The sequence below is a fragment of the Nonlabens tegetincola genome, from assembly GCF_002954355.1.
GTDB lineage: Bacteria > Bacteroidota > Bacteroidia > Flavobacteriales > Flavobacteriaceae > Nonlabens > Nonlabens tegetincola.
Map to the genome: position 1 here is coordinate 21,922 of NZ_MQVV01000016.1, position 21,990 is coordinate 43,911.

Here is a 21,990-nt window from a genome sequence, read left to right on the forward strand (position 1 = left end):
ATGAAATTTATGGAAGAGGCTGACATGTTTCGGCCATCCTTACTAATCCTTACTATTCTTTTTGGTCTACTGGCATTTTTTGGTCCTACTGATGGTAGCCTTGGCATGATTAGCCAATTAATGTTTGGTATTTTTGCTTCACTGCTTGTTCTATACTTCGTTTTAAAATTTATTCAAAAACGTAAGAAACAAAAGTAGTTGTCCTAAATTATTAAGTTTATTTTTTCTTTTAATATATCCAAAGCACCTACTTTTACTAGGTGAAATCTTCTTATGACATAATCATTGCCGGTGGTGGATTGGCTGGTCTTACCGCTGCCATATTATTAGGTAAAGATTATGATGTGCTATTAATTGATCCAGATACTTATCCTAGACATAAATTATGTGGTGAGTATTTAAGCAATGAAGTACTTCCATTATTTGATCAATTAGGAATAAATATTCAGTCTCTTACTGATGTTTCCATTTCTAAACTTCACCTTACACTAAATTCTAACTTTTCTCAAAAAACTAGTTTGCCATTGGGAGCCGTTGGTATATCTAGATTTTGCCTAGACAAGGCACTGTATGATAAGGTAATTGTCAAAGGTTGTCACAAAAAGGATAAAGTAGTTAATGTCATAAAAGACTCGACAGGATTCAAAGTTATAACCAAACAAGATGAATTTACTGCAAACCAAGTTCTTATAGCAACAGGAAAAAGGTCGTTATTAGATAAAAGTCTAGATCGAGAATTTATCAAGTTCAAGACACCATGGCTGGCAATTAAACGACATTATAATTATGAAATGGATAAAAATGAAGTAGGATTACATCATTTTGATGGAGGATATGCTGGCATTTCCATGGTAGAGAATGATACGGTTAATCTGTGTTATTTGGCAAATAATAAGGAGTTCTCTGAATATAAAAATGTTCAAGATTTTGAACGAAAGGTGCTGTCAAAAAACAGTTACTTAGAATCATTTTTTGAGAAGGCATCTCCATTATGGGAAAATCCACTTTCAATTTCTCAAATCAGTTTTCAAAAAAAGTCTGCTGTTGTTAATGATTGTCTTGCTGTTGGTGATGCAGCTGGTTTAATACATCCGCTATGCGGCAATGGAATGGCAATGGCTATTCATAGTGCCTTTATAGCTTCTAAATTTTTAAAACGTAGATTTGAAAAACAACTTTCTCAAGAGGAGATGTTGCAAGGTTACACAAGAGAATGGGAAGGAACGTTTGGCTCAAGATTATACGCTGGTAAAAAATTACAATCATTACTACTGCAACCTAGTATTAATAAATTTGCTTTTAAGATTATCAAACATGTTCCAAAGGTCCTACCAACCATCATAAAACATACCCATGGCCAATCTGTCACATATTCGTTATAACCGCGATCTACGTAATGATCTTCCAGAACTTATGGATGCGACCGATATCAATCCTGATACATTAAAGGCAGCGGTAGAGGATATTAATAAAGTAAATAATTTACTAGGTGGTTATAGGTTTACACTTAAAGCTATTAAAAACATCATTAATAAATCAACAAATAAAAATCTCAATATTGTTGATTTAGGTTGTAGTAATGGAAGTATGTTGCGCTATCTACACGATCATCTTGATAATAGCGAGATTGAATTTTTAGGTATAGATTTAAGTGCACAGAGCATTGATAATGCGCGAAATTTAAGTAAAGGTTATGATAGAGTACGCTTTCGCGAAAGCGATATCCTTGATTTAACCGCTCAAGACATTAAGTGTGATATACTCATAAGTACCTTAACTTTTCATCATTTCACAGATACCCAAATTATAGAGTTTTTAAAAAAAGCAAAGGAATTGGGAACTCAACATATTATTATCAACGATTTACATAGACATTATCTAGCTTTTGTTTTTTTTAAATATTTAAGCCCTATTTTTATCAAGAACTATATCTCCAGACATGATGGTTTAATCAGTATAGCTTCAGGTTTTAAAAAATCTGATTTCAGGAAATACGCACAAGAAGCAAAATTTACCTCTTATAGATTAAATTGGAAATGGTCCTTTAGATATGTATGGCTAATCTCTCTTGAATGAACGTAACAATAAATGCCGTAAGTACATCTACACCGCAGTACTACAAAGAAACTAAAGATATTTTACCCTTTGTTGACACCTGGTTGTCTGAGCAAGATTCTAGATTTAAACGTAAGGCTATTAAAATTTTTGAAGGTGCTGGAGTAGACAAGCGCTATTCCATTATGGAACCTACAGAGGTCTTTACCGCAAGTAGTTTTCAAGAACGTAATGATATATACAAAAGAGAGGTAGTTCCTCTTGCTAAGAAAACGATCACAAATGCATTAGAAAAGGCAAATTGGCAGGCACAGGATCTAGATTATATTATTACAGTAAGTTGTACTGGAATCATGATCCCTTCTATTGATGCTTATTTAATTAATGAGCTCGATATGAAACAAAATATTGTGCGATTACCTGTAACAGAAATGGGATGCGTGGCAGGTGTTTCGGCAATGATTTATGCTACTGAATTTTTAAAGGCAAATCCTAATAAGCGTGCTTGCATACTCGCTGTTGAAGCGCCTACAGCTACTTTTCAACTGCAAGATTATAGTATGGCAAATATTGTGAGTGCAGCCATATTTGGAGATGGATGTGCTTGTGTTCTCATGTCTTCCCATAAAAATGATAAAGGTCCAAAAGTAATAGGTAATGGCATGTATCATTTTCCTGATGCTACTCACATGATGGGATTTGAATTAGTTAACACAGGACTTCAAATGGTGCTGGATAAAACAGTTCCTGAAACAATTGCTTCACATTTCGAATCGATTATTCACCCTTTTTTAAAAGGCTATGATAAAACAATTGATGATTTGTCTCATTTGGTGTTTCATCCGGGTGGTAAAAAGATAGTACAAACGGTTCAAGATTTATTTGAACCATTGGGCAAAAATATTGATGATACCAAAGAAGTCTTACGACAGTACGGTAACATGAGTAGTGCTACTGTGTTATTTGTGTTAGAGCGTTTCATGAATAAGGAAATAACTACTGGTGAATTGGGTCTTATGCTTAGCTTTGGTCCTGGTTTTACTGCACAAAGAGTATTACTAGAATGGTAAAAAAATATTCTAATAAATGGGCTCTTATATTAGGAGGTAGTTCAGGTTTAGGCTATGCTAGTGCTTTAGAATTAGCTCAACAAGGTATGAATTTAATAATCGTCTATAGAGCTAGCAGAATGATGATGGAGAAAGTGAACAGCGATTTTGAACAATTAAAATCCTATGGAATAGAGCTCATTGAATTTAATAATGATGCAACTCGATCCATAGTGGTGGATGAGATTTCACAGGCCTTGGTAACTAAAAACATTAAATTACATATTCTCTTGCATAGTATTGCAAAAGGGAACTTAAAACCCATTAGTAAAGAACAAGACTCTTTAACTAGTCAAGATTTTGAGCAAACAGTTAGTTCTATGGGTTTATCGTTATATACTTGGTCAATGCAATTATTGAAAAAGGACTTATTTGATAAACCAGCAAGAATTATCAGTTTTACAAGCGAAGGAAGTAGTCGCGTGCTTCCAGGATATGCTGCGGTAAGTGCCGCCAAGACTACATTGGAATCTATCACTCGCAGTCTGGCCGTTGAACTTGCGCCTTATCAAATTACAAGTATTTGTATTCAAGCTGGAGTAACCTTAACTCAAAGCTTGTCTCGCATTCCCGGCGTTGATCAAATTATTGATAAAACTAAAAAACGCAATCCATTTAATAGATTAACTCAACCACAAGATATCGCGAGAGTAGTAGAGCTTATGTGTGATCCTGCAAGTTTTTGGATTAATGGAGATGTTATAAAAGTCGATGGTGGCGAGCATTTACGATAATTATGAAGGAAGGCGATATACTTAAAAGGTTACCCTACGGTAAGGATTTCTGTTTTGTAGATGGCATCAATGAAATTCATGAAAATGGAGTAGTAGGATGGTACCGCTTTCGCGAAAGCGAATCATTCTACAAACATCATTTTAAAAATAATCCAGTAACTCCTGGTGTTATCTTGACAGAATGTATGGCTCAAATCGGGTTAGTATGTTTTGGAATTTACCTTAATCCATCATTAGAGCATGCTAGTATAGTGATGACAGAAAATCATGTGATATTCGAAAAAATAGTACTACCCAATGAAGTTGTAATAGTCTCTTCTACATTAGTTTATTATAGATTTCATAAACTAAAGGTTCAAGTAAATATGAGGAATGAGAATAACGAAATTATTGCTCGTGGAACATTGAGTGGTATGATTACTGACCACTTTTAAAAATATTGTCCTATACCGAAGGTGATTCCCGAGCTATTATAATCTCCTGCAATTCTTACACCATAGTCAATTCGTATCACCGCATTGAAAATACGTTTATGTATAAATCTAAATCCTATTCCTGAATAAACGTTTAATCCATCAGCGCTAAAAGCATTTTCTATAGTTGCAAGTGGTTTTCTCACTGCACTTGCATCTACAAACGTATTGCTTTGTAAAACAAACCAACCTTTTTCAAACAAGGTGTGACGGTATTCAGTATTTACAGTAAAGGCACCGGTATGACGATCAACTGTATTTCCCGAACCTCGTAGGTTAAGTTGATTATCTATGGTGAAAGGTGCAAATTCACTACCATTAAAACTAGAATAGGCTAGCCTGATTCTATTAGCCAAATTCCCTTTTTTTGCAATGCGATAAAATCTTTCAGAATCCCATATTACTAGAAGAGTATTTCTCAACTCATCAATCATCCCTGTTTTATATTCTAGATTAATTTGATTCCTTGATCCCTCAATATATTGATAATCTATATTGATGTGATTATTCTCATATTCACTTAATATGCTATATCTCTTCTCTTCAATGTGTTCTGGTAAATTAAGGATAGTAAGGTCTTCAATTCTTTCATAACGCTCGTCGCTATACTTTACTCCTAATTGAAAATTGTTGTGGAAATTATGTTCATAGAGCACATATAGGCTAGCGTTAGGATTATTGAATTTATATATTTGTTCTTCATTATTTTGATAAACGGGTTCTCTTGTAATATTGCTTATATAGTATACACCAATTCCCCATTTATTGGAAATAGCGTAGGGTGCTTCCCAGTACAATCCATAACTGTTAAAAACGTTTTTGGCATAGAAACCACCGATGATTTGATTGCGGCCCAGTAAATTAAATTCAAATAAGGATAATCTATAAGAAAAACTATCATCACTAGCCTGGGATACTCGAACTCCAGGAATTATAGTGAAGTTTTCAACTATTGAAAATGCTATTGTAGTTCTATTTTCATTATTAGTTAATTGATAGGTAGCTTTTGCTATTCCAGCTAAACGATTAAGCCGCTCTAAATCAGAATTAAGTGTTTTAAAATTAACAACATTACCTTCCTTGGTTTTAATTAAATATCTTAGAAAGCTTTCCTTAGTTTTTTTCAAGCCTTCAAATTCGATTCGCTCAATGATCATATCATTCTGCGCAAAGGAACTAGTTATTACGAGATATATTACGAGTGCTACAGCTTTTTTCATAAAGCAAAACTAAGGGAGAACGGTTTACAAGATATCTTCAATTAATATGAATTGTATTACATAATTATCACAAACATGTCTGTTTTATGTAGTACATTTAAATAAATAACATTAATGAGTAAAGATAGAAGAGTAGTAATTACTGGACTAGGTGTAGTAGCACCTAATGCTATTACCATGCATGACTTTCATAAAGCTTTACTTACTGGTACATCTGGCTTAAAACATCAAAAGGAATTAGAAGAATTACAATTTAAGTGTCAAGTAGCTGGGAAACCGCAACTCACCCAAGAAATAATTGACCAACATTTCACAGCGCTACAACAAAGAGGACTGCTTGCAACTGGTTTAATGTATGGTGTAATTAGTGCTAAACAAGCCTTTGAGAATTCTGGTATCGATTTTAAAAACAAGTCCTATCATGAAGACATAGGAGTTGTTTTTGGCACAGGACAAAGTGGTGGAGATAAGTTTAGAGAGGCAATACACCACATAGATGACAATGACGTAAGGCGTTTAGGTAGCACTAGTGTTATCCAAACTATGAGTAGTGGTGTAAGCGCTTGGATAAGTGGTGAATTAGGTTTAGGTAATTGGGTGACCACAAACAGCAGCGCTTGTTCTACCGGTACCGAAGCTCTTTTGATGGGATACGATCGAATAAAGTCAGGTAAGGCTCGTGGCATGTTAGTCGGTAGTTGTAGTGATTCTGGACCCTACATTTGGGGCGGCTTTGATGCTATGCGTATTTTACCTACTAAATACAATGACAAGCCTGAGATGGCTAGTAGACCATTTTCACATGATGCCTGCGGTTTTGTTCCTGGTAGTGGAGCAGGCTGTTTAGTATTAGAAACATTAGAAAGCGCCTTATCCAGAAAGGCAACAATCTATGCAGAGGTAAAAGGAGGACATTTAAATAGCGGTGGACAAACTAATGGTGGCTCAATGACTGCTCCCAATGGTCTTGCGGTACAAGCTTGTATTAAAACAGCATTAATCGAATCAAAAATTGACTCTTCTCAAATCGATGTTATTAATGGTCACATTACAGCTACTAGTAAAGATGGCTTTGAGGTGAAAAATTGGTCTGCAGCTTTAAATAGGTCAGGCAAGGATTTTCCATTCATAAATTCTTTCAAATCCACAATAGGTCATTGCCTGGCAGCTTCTGGCAGTATAGAACTTGTAGGTTCTACATTACAACTTCATCATCAAGTGGTATATCCTAATATCAATATTTCTCAATTACATCCGGAAATTGTTTCTGTAATTGATAAAGAAAAAGTTCCATTAAAACCTATTAAAACTAAAATTCATTCGTTGGCCAAAGCAAGTTTTGGATTTGGAGACGTAAATGCATGTGCAATTTTATCTACCTTTAAACCTTAAAAATTATCAATGACAACTCAGGAAATAAATCAAAAACTATTAGAAATTGTAAAGGTTTACTTGCCACAGGATGTGACAGAAAGTTCTATTAAACCAGAAAGCCACCTCATGCAAGATCTAGGAATCAATAGCGCTCACCTTGTTGATATTGTTTTGGATGTGGAAGATACTTTTGATATAATGCTTGATGAAAACGATATGCAGCAAATGCAACGCGTTGAAGATGCAACTACAGTCATACAGAACAAATTATAAAAAACGTTAATTTTTCAATCGTTTGCAGTTAAACAATCTTAATAGCCTAGTGATTAAAAGGTGCTAGTTGTATTTTTAAAATAAAAAATGCAAGATAAAGCACCATTACTTAAGGAAACACCTACCGACCATCCAATTACCGAAATAATAGAAAATCGCTGGAGTCCACGAGTTTTTTCCGATGCTCCAGTAACTGCAACAGATTTATATAGTTTGTTTGAAGCTGGTCGTTGGGCTGCTAGCTGTAACAATTGGCAACCTTGGAATATTGTTTATGGAATCAAAGGAAGCGAGGCGTACGACAGAATTTTTGATTGCTTGGACGATTTTAACCAGCAATGGGCTCAAGACGCTCCAGCTCTCGCTTTAGCAGTAATGGATACAAAAAATCCAGATGGTAACAATAACTTTCATGCCCTTTATGATCTTGGACAATATGTAGCAACTATGGCTATTCAAGCTCAATCAATGGGAATAGCTATTCACCAGATGGCAGGATTTGATCACGAAAAAGCAAAATCTGAATTCCAATTCCCAGAACAGTATCATTTTACAACTGCAATTGCCATAGGACATTACGGTGGTGATCCTAGTAAGCTACCTGATGATTTAGAAGAAATGGAGCATGGAAAACGCTCTCGAAAACCTCAAGAAGAATTTATTTTTAATGGGGATTATGTAAAAAGAGCTGATATCCAATAAATAAAGAAAACTCCCGAATTTAATACGGGAGTTTTTCTTTATAAATCAAAGCCAGGCCTTGAGCTTTGGTTAAAATCAAATTCAAAAACTCATACGTTTTACGCTAACGATTTCGTAATTTTGCACAACAAAAATTGAGAAATAGCGTCATGCAAGATCAAACACCATATACCCCAAAAAATAAAGTAAGAATTGTAACAGCTGCTAGTCTATTTGATGGACATGATGCTGCTATTAACATAATGCGCCGTATTATTCAATCAACCGGTTGTGAGGTAATTCATTTAGGTCATGATCGCAGTGTTGAAGAAGTGGTAAACACAGCAATTCAAGAGGATGCAAATGCCATCGCAATGACATCCTATCAAGGTGGTCACAATGAATACTTCAAATACATGTATGATCTACTCAAGGAAAAAGGAGCTGGTCATATTAAAATATTTGGTGGTGGCGGTGGAGTAATCTTGCCTAGCGAGATTCAAGAATTGATGGATTATGGAATTGAGCGCATTTACAGTCCAGACGATGGTCGTGAAATGGGACTACAAGGAATGATCAATGATCTAGTAAAACGATGCGATGTTCCTGTTCCCGCTTTCGCGAAAGCGAAATTAAACGGAGAATTATTGCAAAACGACGTGCCTACTATTGCGAGATTGATATCGCTAGCAGAAAATAGGCATGAAGATTTTGAAAAACACTTTGCAGAAGCAGATAAAACTGATAGTCAAGCACCTGTTTTAGGTATAACAGGAACAGGTGGAGCTGGTAAATCCTCATTAGTAGACGAGTTAATTCGTAGATTTTTAATCGATTTTCCAGAGAAAAATATAGGTATAATATCAGTTGACCCATCAAAGCGTAAAACTGGTGGAGCGCTGTTGGGTGATCGCATTCGCATGAATGCAATCAATAACGATCGTGTTTACATGCGTTCACTTGCAACGCGACAGTCTAATCTTGCACTGTCAAAACACGTGCAAGAAGCAGTAGATGTTCTTAAAGCTTCTAATTATGATCTAATCATTCTAGAAACTAGTGGAATCGGGCAAAGCGATACAGAAATATTAGAACACAGCGACGTGTCTTTATATGTGATGACTCCAGAATTTGGTGCGGCTACACAATTAGAGAAAATTGACATGTTAGACTTTGCCGATGTCGTTGCCATAAACAAATTTGACAAGCGAGGTGCTTTAGATGCTTTAAGAGATGTCAAAAAACAGTACCAGCGCAATCACAATTTATGGGAAACAGATCCTGAAACGCTACCAGTATTTGGTACTATTGCTAGTCAATTCAATGATCCTGGTATGAATGCCTTATATGAGGCATTAATGTTAGAAGTCACCAATAAAACAGGTGTAGATTTAAAACCACAAAGTGAATTAAACAAATCACAAAGCGAGAAGATATTTGTAATTCCACCAGCACGTACACGTTATTTAAGTGAAATCGCAGAAAATAATCGCTCGTACGACGCAACGGCCAAAGCTCAATCTGAAACTGCTCAAAAGCTATTTGGTGTTTTCAAAACTATTATTACAGTTCTCGATATAAAGAATGAGAATCAAACTGATTCTTTATTAGCCGAAAAGGGGTTAAACGAAGATGAGATTTTAAATCAAGCTAATTCTTCAGATAAAGAATTTATTGATTTATTAATCGCCCAATTCAATAAGACTCTTAAAGACCTGGATCCATACAACTGGGAAATTATTACGGGTTGGAGTGAAAAAGTTATCCGATATAAACAACCTGTTTATGAATTTCAGGTACGTGATAAGGTAATAAAAATTGATACGCACACAGAAAGTTTGTCGCACCAACAAATTCCAAAAGTTGCTTTACCTAAATACAGCGCTTGGGGTGATATTTTACTATGGTGTTTACAAGAAAACGTTCCTGGCGAATTTCCATATACCGCAGGATTGTATCCATTTAAAAGAACAGGAGAAGATCCTACACGTATGTTTGCTGGTGAAGGTGGACCAGAACGTACAAACCGTCGTTTCCACTATGTGAGTTTAGGCATGCCAGCCAAGCGATTGAGTACAGCTTTTGATAGTGTAACGCTTTATGGTAATGACCCAGGCCACAGACCAGATATTTACGGTAAAATTGGTAATGCAGGAGTAAGTATATGCTGTCTAGATGATGCTAAAAAACTGTATTCCGGATTCGATTTATCTCACGCAGCAACTTCGGTGTCGATGACTATTAATGGTCCAGCACCTATGTTATTAGGCTTTTTTATGAATGCTGCCATAGATCAAAATTGTGAGAAGTACATCAAAGAAAATGGTCTAGAAGATAGAGTAGAGGCTAAATTAAAAGAGCTTTATGATGATCTAGATCTAGAAAGACCACAGTACCATGGTGATTTACCGGAAGGTAACGATGGATTAGGTTTGATGCTTCTAGGAGTTACTGGTGATCAGATATTAGAACCAGAGGTTTATAATAAAATAAAAGTTGAAACACTTAACCAAGTTCGTGGTACTGTACAAGCAGATATTCTAAAAGAAGATCAAGCTCAAAATACTTGTATTTTCTCTACCGAGTTTGCCCTTAGATTAATGGGTGATGTTCAAGAATATTTCATCGAAAAAGCAGTTCGTAATTTCTATAGTGTTTCTATTTCTGGTTATCACATTGCCGAGGCTGGTGCCAACCCAATCACACAATTGGCTTTTACCTTGGCAAACGGCTTTACCTATGTAGAGTATTACCTAAGCCGTGGTATGGACATTAATAAATTTGGACCTAACCTAAGTTTCTTTTTTAGTAATGGTATCGATCCAGAATATTCCGTGATAGGTCGTGTAGCAAGGAAGATTTGGTCTAAGGCGTTAAAACACAAATACGGAGCAAATGCTCGTGCACAGATGTTGAAATACCACATCCAAACTAGTGGTCGCTCGTTACATGCACAAGAGATTGACTTCAACGATATAAGAACCACTTTACAAGCACTTTATGCAATTTACGATAACTGTAACTCGCTACACACAAATGCATATGACGAGGCGATAACCACTCCTACAGAAGAAAGTGTACGTCGTGCGATGGCAATCCAATTAATCATTAATAAAGAGCTAGGTCTTGCTAAGAACGAGAACCCTATTCAAGGTTCATTTATCATTGAAGAATTGACCGATCTAGTAGAGCAAGCCGTTTTGACAGAATTTGATCGCATCACAGAGCGTGGCGGAGTTTTAGGCGCTATGGAAACCATGTACCAGCGTAGTAAGATTCAGGAAGAAAGTATGCACTATGAAATGTTAAAGCATACTGGTGAATTTCCAATAATTGGTGTAAATACTTTCTTGAGCAGTAAAGGTAGTCCTACGGTGTTGCCAGCAGAGGTAATCCGCGCGACAGAAGAGGAGAAACAAGCTCAAATTGCTACAAAGGATAATTTGCATACCGCTTTCGCGAAAGCGCAACAAGAACAGCTATCTGCCATACAAGAAGCTGCTGTTAAGAATAAAAACATCTTTGAACATTTAATGGAAGCTGCTAAAGTTTGTTCGCTTGGGCAGATTACAGAAGCTCTATTTGAAGTAGGTGGGCAGTATAGAAGGAATATGTAAGTTGTTACAAACCTGTATCTAATAAAAATGCGCCAGTTAAAAAGGCGCATTTTTTGTTTTTAGGGATTAACCAGATTAGGTAGTCGTAAAATATTGCTTTTGAGAAACCTACTAAAACTTAAAGAAAACTTAATGTTTTGATGTAGTTTTTTGCTTAAATACAGGTTTAATATATTTGAAAATAAGCCAGAATTACATTGAAAGTTTCCTTATTATTTTTAGTATTTATAAGTTCCTATTTATCGTTTGCTCAAAAACAAGTGCCAATGGACTCCACAGAAGTCACAAAACCTACCAATTGGGCATCATGGGGTAGAGCGAGTTTTATATTTAATCAAAGTGCCTTTAATGATGAATGGCAAGGTGGTGGAGTAACTAATATTTCAGGTGATGTAAGTCTTACATATGATATACAGTATAAAAAAGATAAACTGTCCTGGGATACGAGGGCGCTGTTAGAATTTGGACTTTCACAGGTTAAGGACCAACGTTTTTTACGCAAGACAACCGATAGATTTGAGGTTACAAGTATCGTGGGTAATCAAATAAATAAGAGTTTTTGGAATTATAGTACAATTTTCAATTTTAGAACACAACTTATCTCAGGGTATGAATTTTCAAATAAAGAAGAGGTCAATCCAGATGGCAGTGTGAGTACTATTCAAGATAGAACAGAAATTTCTGGTGGTTTTTCGCCATCGTATTTTCAACTAGGTCTAGGTATTTTGTGGAAAAAGTCCAAAACCCTTAATCTTAATGTAGCACCGGCTACAACAAGATTGATAACCGTATCATCCAGATTTACAGATGTTGACTTGAATGATCCTGCTGCGGTCGAAAGCTATGATCCTTTTTTTGGAGTTGAAGCCAATAAGACCGCGAGATGGGAAGTAGGTGCTTCTCTTCGTGGCTATTCAAAGCTCGAGGTAGCAAAAAATATTCATATGGAAAATGTTCTAAGTTTATACAGTGACTACTTGGACGAACCTGAGAATGTGGATATTGATTTTACTTTCAATCTTTTTCTGAAGGTTAACGATTATATAAGCGGTAATTTTGCCTTTCAAACGATTTACGACGATAACACCATTAAAGGTTTTCAAGTACGTCAGGTAATCGGATTAGGATTTAAATATGCTCTAGGTGAGAAACCTGAAAAACAAGCTTAGTTAGTTTTTTATTACTGTAAGCAAACTAGTACACTCTTTAGGTATTACGCTTTCGCGAAAGCGTAACTAAAACCAAACACCACGTATCAATTAGATTCATTTTTTCTTTAATAAAGTGTAAAGAAATTCAAATAATTATCTAATTAACAAAGTATTACCACCAATTTCTGTAAGCTTCGGTAACTTCAAAACATGAATTGGAGAAAATTATTTCAAGTACTCGGTATTGTTGCAGCTCTTTTATCATTAATGCCCTTAGTAGCGGCAGATTTTTGGTGGATAAGAATTTTTGATTTTCCTCATTTACTCCTTACCAGTTTTACATTCATTGCTATAATTCTATACTTTTTTGTTTTTAAGCCGAAATTCATAAACGACTATACCTATATCTTGATTTTAATAGCTTGTTTTGGTTTTCAATTGACCAAAATAATTCCCTATACATTTTTATATCCTACAGAATTATTAGAAACTCAGAAAGTATCCAATCAACAGAATGATATATCGCTTTACGTTGTTAATGTACTACAGAAAAATAAGGATCAATCTGCAGTAATTAAGGATATTAAAAATGTAAATCCAGATATAGTGCTTGCACTTGAAACTGATCAAAAGTGGGCTAATAGTTTTAGAACTAAATTACAGAATAAGTATCCTTTTGTGGTGGAACAACCACAAGATAATACCTATGGAATGTTACTTTATAGTAAATTACCCTTATCAGATACAAAGATTAATTTTTTAGTGGATAAAGAGATACCTTCAATTGAGACTAAGGCTACAACTTCACAAGGGGAAATCATCCAACTATATGCAGTGCACCCAACACCGCCCATGCCACAACACAATCCTATGTCTTCTGATAGGGACAAGGAACTCATGCTCGTGGCTTTAAAGGCTCATGAAAGTGAATTGCCAGTTGTGATTATGGGAGATTTTAATGATGTTATTTGGTCAGATGCTACACAGCTTACACAACGGATTGGTAAATTATTAGATCCTAAAAAGGGACGTGGTTTTTATAATTCATATCATGCAGAATATTTTCCATTAAGATGGCCACTGGACCATATTCTAGTAAGCAATGACTTTAGGTTTGTCGCTATGGAAACCAGACCTTATGTAGGAAGTGATCATTACCCATTATACTTAAAAGTCTCTCTAGAGTCTGAAATTAAAGAAGAACAGCCCGTTCAAATCATTGAGAAACAGGACTGGCAAAGATGCAAGGATCAAATGAGTAAAAATGGTATGAGCAGTTTTCTTGAGCTGCCTAATCAATTGAGAGATCTTATGAACTAGCTAACCACTATATTTTTATAGTAAAACGTTTCTATGATGTACATTTGTTGAACTAATCAAGACAAATGGAAACAATACCATCACAACCAGAATACAGATCCAGGCGTAATCGTGAACCCTTTAAAAAGGAATCTGATGCTTATGGTATCAAAGATTCTTTAAAAGATGTTTTCAACAAATATGCTGTTTTTACAGGTAGATCTAGAAGATCGGAATATTGGTTTTTGGTATTGTTCAATGTACTCGTAGTATTTGGTTTGTATTTACTATTAATACCTTTTGCAGTCAATCAAAGTGAAGATGGGCTCATTTTAATTCTCATTTTGTGGTCATTATATATGTTGACCGTTTTTATTCCTTCGCTAGCTGTAACTGTAAGAAGATTACATGACACAGGCAGAAGTGGATGGAACTATTTTTTAAGTTTAATACCTTTTGTTGGTTCTATTATTTTGATTATATACCTAGCGGAAGACTCTCAACCTGGTCACAACAATTGGGGCCCAAATCCTAAAGGTATAGGCAATAACACTTTTAATTTTAAATCTGAAAACAATCCATCTTATTCTCAACCTTCATATGAAGAAGATGCTTTTAAAGATTTTTAATGAACTTTAAGGATCTAGCTACTGAAGAAATCCTTTATATACAAACCAACAAATAATAATGAAAAAAGGTCTAGTACTATCTGGCGGTGGTCATAGAGGTGTCGCACACGCAGGAGCATTACAAGCAATGAAGGAATTTGAGCTGTTTCCAGATGAGGTTTCAGGTTCAAGTGCTGGTGCTATTGTAGGTGCAATGTATTGTGCAGGTTATGAACCAGAGGATATATTAAGTATGTTCAAGGAAATAAAACTATTTACGTTTTCAACATTTGCGCGTAGTAAAGCTGGCTTTGTCAATAGCGATGTGTTCAGAAATTACCTAATTAAGTATTTTCCCGATAATTCTTTTGAAAAGCTAGAGCGTAAGTTGTTTGTAACAGCTACAAGCTTGATCACAGGACAAAAGAAAGTATTCAGTGACGGTGATTTAATTTCTTCTGTTCTAGCTAGTGCGGCAGTTCCAGGTGTTTTTACACCAGTTGAAATTGACAATGACCTATACACAGATGGAGGAATTATTGATAATTTTCCTTGTAAACCACTTGAGAATAGGGTAGATGAGATGTATGGAGTATATGTATGTCCCTTAAAGGAAATGAATAAAAACGATTTCAAAAGAACTATTGATGTGATTAATCGCGCCGTAAATTTAAAAATGCACGATAGGTCTTTAAAAAAGTTTAAATACTGCAAATGGGTGATAGCACCGCAAGAATTAGAGAGTTACCATTTATTTCAAGCCTCACAAGCCGATGCTATTTTTGAAATCGGATATCGTGAGGCTCTAAAAGTATTGAAACTACAGTATTCTTAATTGATATTATAGGCTGTAAGTTCTTGATTTGATTCTATACGATCCGTACTAGGAATAGGTAGATTGACACCTAAACTACTAAAATCTTCAAGCTGGTATGTAAATACTACATCCGATTTGATTAGACCAACATTTTCAACCCAGTAGTTATCAATTACAATAACATCTTGTGCGTTCATTACTGGTACGGTAGTGGTAAATCCTGCTACTTGAACATCGCTAGTTATGGTAGCATTTACTATTAATTGACTGTGTAATACATCGCTATAGTTAGAACCATTTACTTGAAGACTAGTCACATCACTTTGCTGGACTGTTCTTGCTGTATAAACGATATTTAAATCATAACCTTGAACAGGTTGAGTTGTCATACCGGTTGTGGAGAAAAGCTCTTGATTTGCTCCTGCATTTTGATCATAAAGAGGCGCATTGTTAATAGAAATATCAAAATCGTTCAATCCTTGAAAACCTAAATTCAAATTTCCAGATCCTAATAACCTACCTGATTCTTTGGTTAATGTACCACTAGTCAAAATAGTACTCATTAAACCATTAGCAGGATCTGGATTACTTTGTAATGAAAAGCTGGAACCCGTTTCATTTGAAATAGTTAATACATCTTGAGAAACTACTCCATCAGTAGTAACATCATAATTCCAAGAGCTATTCAAAGAGCTAGGGAAATAATCAAAATCGGTTCTAGGAGATTCATCATCGCTGGAACATGATGCAATAATGAATAATAAGGCTGTGGCTAGTAGATAGTTAAGTTTTGACATGTTATTGTGTTCTGTAAGTTATTGGTAAAGATACTTTTATTTTCATGGGTTCGTCATCCTGATTCATTGCTGGCTTTATGATATTTAGTAGGGCCACCATTCTTTCTGCTTCAAGAGTTAAATAAGGATTATAAGTGTTTCTTGTTATCGATTTAATACTGGAAACCTGTCCTTGATCGTTTATTTCATAATTAACGTAAATTCTGTTGAAATTACTTAGGGTAAATGTTTCACCGATACTAGTATCGTAATTGTTAACGACAATACCGTTTACTGTAGATTTAAAACAATCACGCAATAAATTATCAGTATTAGAAGTACCACATTCCTTCAATGTAGGAAATGATTTTATCATGAGGAAAGTTTCTAAAGAGTCCTTCTTTTCAGTTACCTGACTCATACTTTCTTTAATATCCATGAGTTTTCGTAAACTGGATGTTTTAGTTAGGTAAGAGTTGTCAGCGTCATATTCGTCTAGTTGGTTGTAGACATCAATTGCAGCGGTAAGGTCATCGTTAGCATGAAAATAAAATCCTTTTAAGTATAGAGCTTCTTCCACTTTATTAGAATCCTTACTTTTTGAAACGGTTTCATTTAAAATATTTAAGGCCTTTTGAGAATCACCTTCAGAAAATAAAGATCTTAAATCTTTTACTTCCTCTACTTGGTTAGATTCTTTTTTTTCTTCTTTAGTGGTTGTATTTTTTATTGATCCACAGGCAATTACAAAAAAAGCTACAACAGCCAAACTTATTATTGATTTGTTTTTCATACGGGCTAATCTACATATTTAAATAGTATATAAGCAAATAAAGTGCTTTTCAATCCAAATCTAATATTACAGACTCATTATATTTGCTTACATGGCAGGAAATACAATAGGTACCATATTTAAACTCACCACTTATGGAGAATCACACGGTGTGGCTATCGGTGGTGTTATTGACGGATGTCCTTCGGGAGTTGAAATCAATCTAGAAGCGATTCAATACGAATTAGACAGGCGTAAACCTGGTCAAAGTAAAATAGTTACTCAACGTAAAGAAAGTGACACAGTTCAATTTTACTCAGGTATTTTTGAAGGTAAAACTACAGGAACACCAATAGGCTTTCAAATTGTAAATGAAAATCAAAAGTCAAAAGATTATTCGCATATCAAAGACTCCTATAGACCTAGTCATGCCGACAAAGTTTATCAGGATAAATATGGTGTAAGAGATTATCGCGGTGGTGGTCGCAGTAGCGCTCGTGAAACAGCTTGTAGAGTAGTTGCTGGAGCAATTGCAAAACAAGTACTAAGCGATATTAAGGTAAATGCCTTCACTAGTAGTGTAGGAGATTTATTTATAAACAAAATGTATCAGGAGTTAGATTTTTCACAAATCGACTCAAATGATGTGCGTTGTCCAGATTCTTCTACTGCACAGGCTATGCAAGAAAAAATTATGCAAGTACGCAAATCTGGCGACACTATAGGCGGCACGATAACCTGTGTAATTCAAAATGTTCCAGCAGGATTGGGAGAACCCGTATTTGATAAGTTACATGCCGATTTGGGTAAGGCCATGCTTTCTATTAATGCTGTTAAAGGATTTGAATACGGTAGCGGTTTTTGTGGGGCCAAAATGAAAGGTAGTGAGCATAATGACCTTTACAATGAAGATGGCACAACCCAGACCAATTTGAGTGGTGGAATTCAAGGTGGAATTTCAAATGGAATGGACATTTATTTTAGAGTCGCCTTTAAACCAGTTGCCACCATTATGCAGGATCAAGAAACTATTGATCATGAAGGTAATAAAGTGATTATGAAAGGTAAAGGTAGACATGATCCTTGTGTAGTTCCTCGTGCAGTTCCCATTGTAGAATCTATGGCTGCAATAACTATTCTAGATCATCTACTTAGATCAAAAACAATAAAATTATAATAATTACGCTTTCGCGAAAGCGGTCCAACCTACCGAATTATTCGTGAGCAACAAACAACTTATATGAAGAAATTAGCTTTACACTGGCAGATATTAATTGGAATGGTAGTCGGAATCCTATTCGGTATAGGAATGGCTCAATGGGATGGAGGAAAAGATTTTGTAGGTGATTGGATAGCTCCATTTGGTAAAATATTTGTCAATTTATTAAAGCTAATTGCTGTACCCTTAATTCTAGCATCGCTTATTAAAGGTATATCCGATTTAAAGGATATCGCCAAATTTCGCAACATGGGATTGCGCACCATTCTTATTTATATAGGAACTACTGTAATTGCTATAACTATAGGATTGGGAATTGTTAATTTGGTAAAACCTGGATCAGGAGTTTCTGAAGAAACAATAGAAAAATTAAGTCGTACTTACGAGGGTAATGAGAATATTCAAGGAAAGCTAGCAACTGCTGCTGCTCAAAAAGATGCAGGTCCTTTACAAGCTCTTGTAGATATGGTGCCAGATAATGCTGTGAGCGCTATGTCCAATAACAGTTTAATGTTACAGGTCATATTTTTTGCCATTTTTCTAGGCATAAGTATGTTATTAATAGGAGAGGAGAGATCGCAACCACTTAAGAACTTTTTTGACAGTTTAAACGATGTAGTATTGAAAATGGTTGATTTAATTATGCTCACTGCACCATTTGCAGTATTTGCTTTACTAGCAAATGTTGTTGTAAGTGCCGATGATCCTGAAATCTTATTGGCCTTATTATATTATGCACTTACTGTTATAGCAGGATTGTTCTTAATGATCGTAGTTTATTGTCTGATTTTTGCCCTTTATGTAAAAAAGTCACCGTTTTGGTTTCTTAACAAAATGGCGCCAGCTCAATTACTTGCTTTTTCTACCAGTTCCAGTGCGGCAACTTTACCAGTTACCATGGAACGTGTTGAAGAACACATGGGTGTTGAAAAAGATGTTTCCAGTTTTGTACTACCGGTAGGAGCAACCATTAATATGGATGGGACAAGTTTATATCAAGCAGTGGCAGCGGTATTTGTTTGTCAAGCTCTTAATATTGAGATAGGTCTCGCTGGACAATTAACTATAATTTTAACGGCTTTATTAGCATCTATAGGAAGTGCAGCTGTTCCAGGAGCAGGCATGGTGATGCTTGTAATCGTATTAGAGTCTATTGACTTTCCATCAGAATTGTTACCAGTAGCACTAGCTTTAATATTTGCGGTAGATAGGCCACTTGATATGTTGCGAACCACAGTTAATGTTACTGGAGATGCTACAGTAGCATCGGTAGTGGCAAAGAGTCTGGGAAAATTTGGTGAGCCAGATGTTAAAAATTGGGATGATAACCTAGACGAAGTGACTTCTTAACATTGTGTTAATAAAAAGTTTAAGGTAGTTTATCGAAAAACTACAATGAATTAACATTAAAAACTTCAAAACCATGTAGCTTTATAATGCTAAAATATTGATTTTGAAGTTTTTCTATTTTATACTCATTTTATGTTCTGTTCAACTCTCAGTTGGACAAGTAGGAATAGGAACTACTACACCTAATAGTGCTGCTGCGCTAGATATAAATGCAGAAATAAGTACAGGTGTATACGGTGGTTTAAAGTTACCTACTGTGACATTGGTCCAGCGTGCTGCTATAACCACACCGATTCCTGATGGAATGATGATTTATCTATCTGATGGATCTTTAAGATGTTTACAAATTTATAGTCAATTGACTGGTTGGGATGATGTTTACTGTATGAATCAACCACCTGTAGCTGCTAACGTCGTGATATCATCTGAAAATCTTGTAGGTGAAACATTGTCAACCACCTACGATGAAAATAACAGCAGTTTTCAAACTGATAATGAAAATGATACACCAGGTTTACCGTTATATCAATGGTATACCAATACTACCAATTCTGGTGTAGGGACACCTATTGCAGGAGCAACTAATAGTACTTATACCATTACAGCGGCAGATGCTGGTAACTATATCTATTTAGGAATTACGCCTACAACAACAACTGGAGCCAGTCCTGGGATCGAGGCAATTAGTTCATATAGTTCTCAAATTGAGTATGCGCCAACGATAGTTGAGTTTGATCCACAATTATCTACAATATCTGAAGGAGCCGTACCCGATGATATTAATTTAGTTTTTGAATATCCTTATACTTCAACTACAGCTGTTGATGTAACCATCTCAAGTGATGACTATTCTAGATTGCAAGAAACAGGACCTGTTACGATAACTATACCAGCCAATCAAACCTCGCCATACACGACAACCGTATTTAATGTTCAAGATAACTTGCTATTGGATGGAACCGCAAACCTAACTTTTACCATTACAAATGTTACTGGTGGATTAGGAACAAACTCAATAGGTACAGATGATACTGATCTTTGGGATGTTTACGATGATGATGGTGTACCCGTTTTATTGGGAATACAAGATTTTGAGACTACTCCAGCTTTACCTACATTAAATTACACCGATAATGCTACGGGTAGCTTACAGACGGGAGTAGGAACTGCGCCCAATACACCTACCTATATTGACTCTAGATCATATGGAGTTAATAATGATTATGCTGATATAGATTTTGGAAGTGTTGATGCTAGTGGTTTCTCCTCGGTAACAGCTACATTTAGATTGGCTAGCTTTAGTTTAATTTCGAACGGTAATGGTGCAGATGGAGGAGATTATATAGATGTATATGTTAGTACCGATGGTGGTTTAACTTACAGTTATGAATTAGAAATTTTAGGAAATAATAATCGACGGTATGATTTTTCGGCTACTGGATCTTACTCTCTAAATTATGATGGTGACAATATAAGCACCTCGGTAGTTACGCCAGCTGGATCTAGTGGTTATTCTACAGTTACGATTACAGGAATCCCAAATAGTGCTAATTTGGTTTTTTCAATCGTAATGTATAATGATCATAATAATGAGATTTGGGTAATTGATAACGTAGAATTATATGGTAATCCGTAAATCTTTTTTATTCCTTATACTTACTTCCTTAGTATTTGGAAAAGTTTATTGTCAAGTCGGTATTAATACCAATTTACCTGATAGTGCGGTTGCTTTAGATATAAATGCTCAAACCAGTGTAAGTTTTGGCGGTATGCAAATACCTTTGGTCACACCTGCACAACAAGCTATTATCAATACAACAGCTTCAAGCGATGGGACATTAGTTTACGTAAATTACACAACCCAACAGTGTTTAGAAATTTATGATGGAGTAACAAACTCATGGCAACAAATTCACTGTTCTACGGTTACTTCACAACTCATTATATCTGAATATATTGAAGGTGGTGGTAACAATAAATTTATTGAACTTTATAATGGTACTTCAAGTACTATTGATTTATCGACCATTAAATTAATTATTTTTAGGAACGGTGGTGATTTTCCCATTGGAGGTACCGATCGTGAAATCTTTATTACAGGAAGTATCGCTCCCGGAGACACTTTTGTAATTGCAAACGTGCTGCAAACTGAAGTTTCAGCATCGGTGATAGATTATAATGTGCCTAATGCTGGTGACCCATTAGACTTTAATGGTGACGATCCTGTTTTGTTAACTGATTTATCAAATAATATTATCGACGTGGTGGGAATTCCAGGAACTGACCCTGGAACTGGTTATGCTGTAGATGGACAAGATACCTACCTAAACGGTATCAGGAGAATAGCATCAATTACAGATCCTAACGCCTCATGGAATACGTCAGAATGGACCGCACATCCTGAAAATGATTTTTCACATTTAGGCACACGATAATTTCTAGATTTCTATAAATAGAGTCTA

The 21,990-nt window shown here is 35.5% G+C and carries 21 protein-coding genes; 18 read left to right on the forward strand and 3 right to left on the reverse strand.

All coding sequences use genetic code 11. From position 1 onward, the window contains the following. The first annotated feature begins 9 nt into the window (after positions 1 to 9). From BST93_RS09435 to BST93_RS09460, 6 genes are all read left to right on the forward strand, one after another. Positions 10 to 198: a hypothetical protein gene (locus BST93_RS09435; protein ID WP_146105004.1), complete on the forward strand. Its 189-nt coding sequence runs from the start codon at positions 10 to 12 to the stop codon at positions 196 to 198. A gap of 62 nt (positions 199 to 260) precedes the next feature. After that, positions 261 to 1,382 (forward strand): NAD(P)/FAD-dependent oxidoreductase, encoded by a 1,122-nt coding sequence (locus BST93_RS09440; protein ID WP_105018977.1) that lies wholly within the window; start codon positions 261 to 263, stop codon positions 1,380 to 1,382. Beyond that, positions 1,354 to 2,076 carry a methyltransferase domain-containing protein gene (locus tag BST93_RS09445; RefSeq protein WP_105018978.1) on the forward strand — a complete coding sequence of 241 codons (723 nt, stop codon included), beginning with the start codon at positions 1,354 to 1,356 and terminating at the stop codon, positions 2,074 to 2,076. Before BST93_RS09440 ends, BST93_RS09445 begins: the two co-directional genes overlap by 29 nt. Beyond that, positions 2,073 to 3,125, forward strand: coding sequence for a type III polyketide synthase (locus tag BST93_RS09450; RefSeq protein WP_105018979.1), 1,053 nt, complete (start codon positions 2,073 to 2,075; stop codon positions 3,123 to 3,125). Before BST93_RS09445 ends, BST93_RS09450 begins: the two co-directional genes overlap by 4 nt. After that, positions 3,119 to 3,898 (forward strand): SDR family oxidoreductase, encoded by a 780-nt coding sequence (locus tag BST93_RS09455; protein ID WP_105018980.1) that lies wholly within the window; start codon positions 3,119 to 3,121, stop codon positions 3,896 to 3,898. Before BST93_RS09450 ends, BST93_RS09455 begins: the two co-directional genes overlap by 7 nt. A gap of 2 nt (positions 3,899 to 3,900) precedes the next feature. Then, on the forward strand, positions 3,901 to 4,332 hold the full coding sequence (locus tag BST93_RS09460; RefSeq protein ID WP_105018981.1) for a 3-hydroxyacyl-ACP dehydratase FabZ family protein: 432 nt from the start codon (positions 3,901 to 3,903) through the stop codon (positions 4,330 to 4,332). Here the strand turns inward: BST93_RS09460 and BST93_RS09465 are convergent. Beyond that, positions 4,329 to 5,591 (reverse strand): POTRA domain-containing protein, encoded by a 1,263-nt coding sequence (locus BST93_RS09465; protein ID WP_105018982.1) that lies wholly within the window; start codon positions 5,589 to 5,591, stop codon positions 4,329 to 4,331. The two genes, BST93_RS09460 and BST93_RS09465, sit on opposite strands and share 4 nt — an antisense overlap. Positions 5,592 to 5,705: 114 nt before the next feature. On the opposite strand from BST93_RS09465, the gene BST93_RS09470 reads away from it, so the two are divergent. The 8 genes from BST93_RS09470 (at position 5,706) to BST93_RS09505 (ending at position 15,429) form a co-directional block, all read left to right on the forward strand. Then, positions 5,706 to 6,983 (forward strand): beta-ketoacyl-[acyl-carrier-protein] synthase family protein, encoded by a 1,278-nt coding sequence (locus BST93_RS09470; protein ID WP_105018983.1) that lies wholly within the window; start codon positions 5,706 to 5,708, stop codon positions 6,981 to 6,983. A 9-nt stretch (positions 6,984 to 6,992) separates the two neighbouring features. Next, positions 6,993 to 7,238, forward strand: coding sequence for an acyl carrier protein (locus tag BST93_RS09475; RefSeq protein ID WP_105018984.1), 246 nt, complete (start codon positions 6,993 to 6,995; stop codon positions 7,236 to 7,238). Positions 7,239 to 7,325: 87 nt separating this feature from the next. Beyond that, complete coding sequence (locus BST93_RS09480; protein ID WP_105018985.1) at positions 7,326 to 7,940, forward strand: nitroreductase family protein; 615 nt, start codon at positions 7,326 to 7,328, stop codon at positions 7,938 to 7,940. Between the two features lie 149 nt (positions 7,941 to 8,089). Beyond that, complete coding sequence (locus BST93_RS09485) at positions 8,090 to 11,536, forward strand: methylmalonyl-CoA mutase family protein (RefSeq protein WP_105018986.1); 3,447 nt, start codon at positions 8,090 to 8,092, stop codon at positions 11,534 to 11,536. Between the two features lie 266 nt (positions 11,537 to 11,802). After that, positions 11,803 to 12,705 (forward strand): DUF3078 domain-containing protein, encoded by a 903-nt coding sequence (locus BST93_RS09490; RefSeq protein WP_105019272.1) that lies wholly within the window; start codon positions 11,803 to 11,805, stop codon positions 12,703 to 12,705. A gap of 192 nt (positions 12,706 to 12,897) precedes the next feature. Continuing rightward, the gene (locus tag BST93_RS09495; protein ID WP_105018987.1) at positions 12,898 to 14,007 is read left to right on the forward strand and encodes an endonuclease/exonuclease/phosphatase family protein; all 1,110 of its coding nucleotides are present in this window, start codon (positions 12,898 to 12,900) and stop codon (positions 14,005 to 14,007) included. A gap of 65 nt (positions 14,008 to 14,072) precedes the next feature. Beyond that, positions 14,073 to 14,615 carry a DUF805 domain-containing protein gene (locus tag BST93_RS09500; RefSeq protein ID WP_105018988.1) on the forward strand — a complete coding sequence of 181 codons (543 nt, stop codon included), beginning with the start codon at positions 14,073 to 14,075 and terminating at the stop codon, positions 14,613 to 14,615. A 58-nt stretch (positions 14,616 to 14,673) separates the two neighbouring features. After that, positions 14,674 to 15,429 (forward strand): patatin-like phospholipase family protein, encoded by a 756-nt coding sequence (locus tag BST93_RS09505; RefSeq protein WP_042280139.1) that lies wholly within the window; start codon positions 14,674 to 14,676, stop codon positions 15,427 to 15,429. Here the strand turns inward: BST93_RS09505 and BST93_RS09510 are convergent. Next, positions 15,426 to 16,208 (reverse strand): chorismate synthase, encoded by a 783-nt coding sequence (locus BST93_RS09510; protein ID WP_105018989.1) that lies wholly within the window; start codon positions 16,206 to 16,208, stop codon positions 15,426 to 15,428. The genes BST93_RS09505 and BST93_RS09510 overlap by 4 nt on opposite strands. 1 nt (position 16,209) lies before the next feature. Beyond that, entirely contained in the window at positions 16,210 to 16,980 is a 771-nt protein-coding gene (locus BST93_RS09515) for a tetratricopeptide repeat protein (protein WP_105018990.1), read from the reverse strand. 91 nt (positions 16,981 to 17,071) lie between these two features. On the opposite strand from BST93_RS09515, the gene aroC reads away from it, so the two are divergent. The 4 genes from aroC to BST93_RS09535 all read left to right on the forward strand — a co-directional run bounded on the left by aroC (position 17,072) and on the right by BST93_RS09535 (position 21,963). Continuing rightward, the gene (gene aroC, locus BST93_RS09520) at positions 17,072 to 18,136 is read left to right on the forward strand and encodes a chorismate synthase (RefSeq protein ID WP_105018991.1); all 1,065 of its coding nucleotides are present in this window, start codon (positions 17,072 to 17,074) and stop codon (positions 18,134 to 18,136) included. Between the two features lie 63 nt (positions 18,137 to 18,199). After that, the gene (locus BST93_RS09525) at positions 18,200 to 19,528 is read left to right on the forward strand and encodes a dicarboxylate/amino acid:cation symporter (protein ID WP_042280146.1); all 1,329 of its coding nucleotides are present in this window, start codon (positions 18,200 to 18,202) and stop codon (positions 19,526 to 19,528) included. A 103-nt stretch (positions 19,529 to 19,631) separates the two neighbouring features. Continuing rightward, a complete protein-coding gene (locus BST93_RS09530; protein WP_105018992.1) occupies positions 19,632 to 21,164 on the forward strand; it encodes a phage tail-like protein in 1,533 nt (510 codons plus the stop codon). After that, positions 21,151 to 21,963, forward strand: a complete 813-nt coding sequence (locus BST93_RS09535) for a lamin tail domain-containing protein (protein WP_105018993.1) — start codon at positions 21,151 to 21,153, stop codon at positions 21,961 to 21,963. The genes BST93_RS09530 and BST93_RS09535 overlap by 14 nt, the downstream gene beginning before the upstream one ends. Positions 21,964 to 21,990: the final 27 nt, after the last annotated feature.

Bases quoted from the DNA above. Each gene is read 5' to 3' on its own strand.
- BST93_RS09435 (WP_146105004.1), top strand. From the start codon at position 10: ATGGAAGAGGCTGACATGTTTCGGCCATCCTTACTAATCCTTACTATT.
- BST93_RS09445 (WP_105018978.1), top strand. From the start codon at position 1,354: ATGGCCAATCTGTCACATATTCGTTATAACCGCGATCTACGTAATGAT.
- BST93_RS09450 (WP_105018979.1), top strand. From the start codon at position 2,073: ATGAACGTAACAATAAATGCCGTAAGTACATCTACACCGCAGTACTAC.
- BST93_RS09455 (WP_105018980.1), top strand. From the start codon at position 3,119: ATGGTAAAAAAATATTCTAATAAATGGGCTCTTATATTAGGAGGTAGT.
- BST93_RS09460 (WP_105018981.1), top strand. From the start codon at position 3,901: ATGAAGGAAGGCGATATACTTAAAAGGTTACCCTACGGTAAGGATTTC.
- BST93_RS09465 (WP_105018982.1), bottom strand. From the start codon at position 5,591: ATGAAAAAAGCTGTAGCACTCGTAATATATCTCGTAATAACTAGTTCC.
- BST93_RS09470 (WP_105018983.1), top strand. From the start codon at position 5,706: ATGAGTAAAGATAGAAGAGTAGTAATTACTGGACTAGGTGTAGTAGCA.
- BST93_RS09475 (WP_105018984.1), top strand. From the start codon at position 6,993: ATGACAACTCAGGAAATAAATCAAAAACTATTAGAAATTGTAAAGGTT.
- BST93_RS09480 (WP_105018985.1), top strand. From the start codon at position 7,326: ATGCAAGATAAAGCACCATTACTTAAGGAAACACCTACCGACCATCCA.
- BST93_RS09485 (WP_105018986.1), top strand. From the start codon at position 8,090: ATGCAAGATCAAACACCATATACCCCAAAAAATAAAGTAAGAATTGTA.
- BST93_RS09490 (WP_105019272.1), top strand. From the start codon at position 11,803: ATGGACTCCACAGAAGTCACAAAACCTACCAATTGGGCATCATGGGGT.
- BST93_RS09495 (WP_105018987.1), top strand. From the start codon at position 12,898: ATGAATTGGAGAAAATTATTTCAAGTACTCGGTATTGTTGCAGCTCTT.
- BST93_RS09500 (WP_105018988.1), top strand. From the start codon at position 14,073: ATGGAAACAATACCATCACAACCAGAATACAGATCCAGGCGTAATCGT.
- BST93_RS09505 (WP_042280139.1), top strand. From the start codon at position 14,674: ATGAAAAAAGGTCTAGTACTATCTGGCGGTGGTCATAGAGGTGTCGCA.
- BST93_RS09510 (WP_105018989.1), bottom strand. From the start codon at position 16,208: ATGTCAAAACTTAACTATCTACTAGCCACAGCCTTATTATTCATTATT.
- BST93_RS09515 (WP_105018990.1), bottom strand. From the start codon at position 16,980: ATGAAAAACAAATCAATAATAAGTTTGGCTGTTGTAGCTTTTTTTGTA.
- aroC (WP_105018991.1), top strand. From the start codon at position 17,072: ATGGCAGGAAATACAATAGGTACCATATTTAAACTCACCACTTATGGA.
- BST93_RS09525 (WP_042280146.1), top strand. From the start codon at position 18,200: ATGAAGAAATTAGCTTTACACTGGCAGATATTAATTGGAATGGTAGTC.
- BST93_RS09535 (WP_105018993.1), top strand. From the start codon at position 21,151: ATGGTAATCCGTAAATCTTTTTTATTCCTTATACTTACTTCCTTAGTA.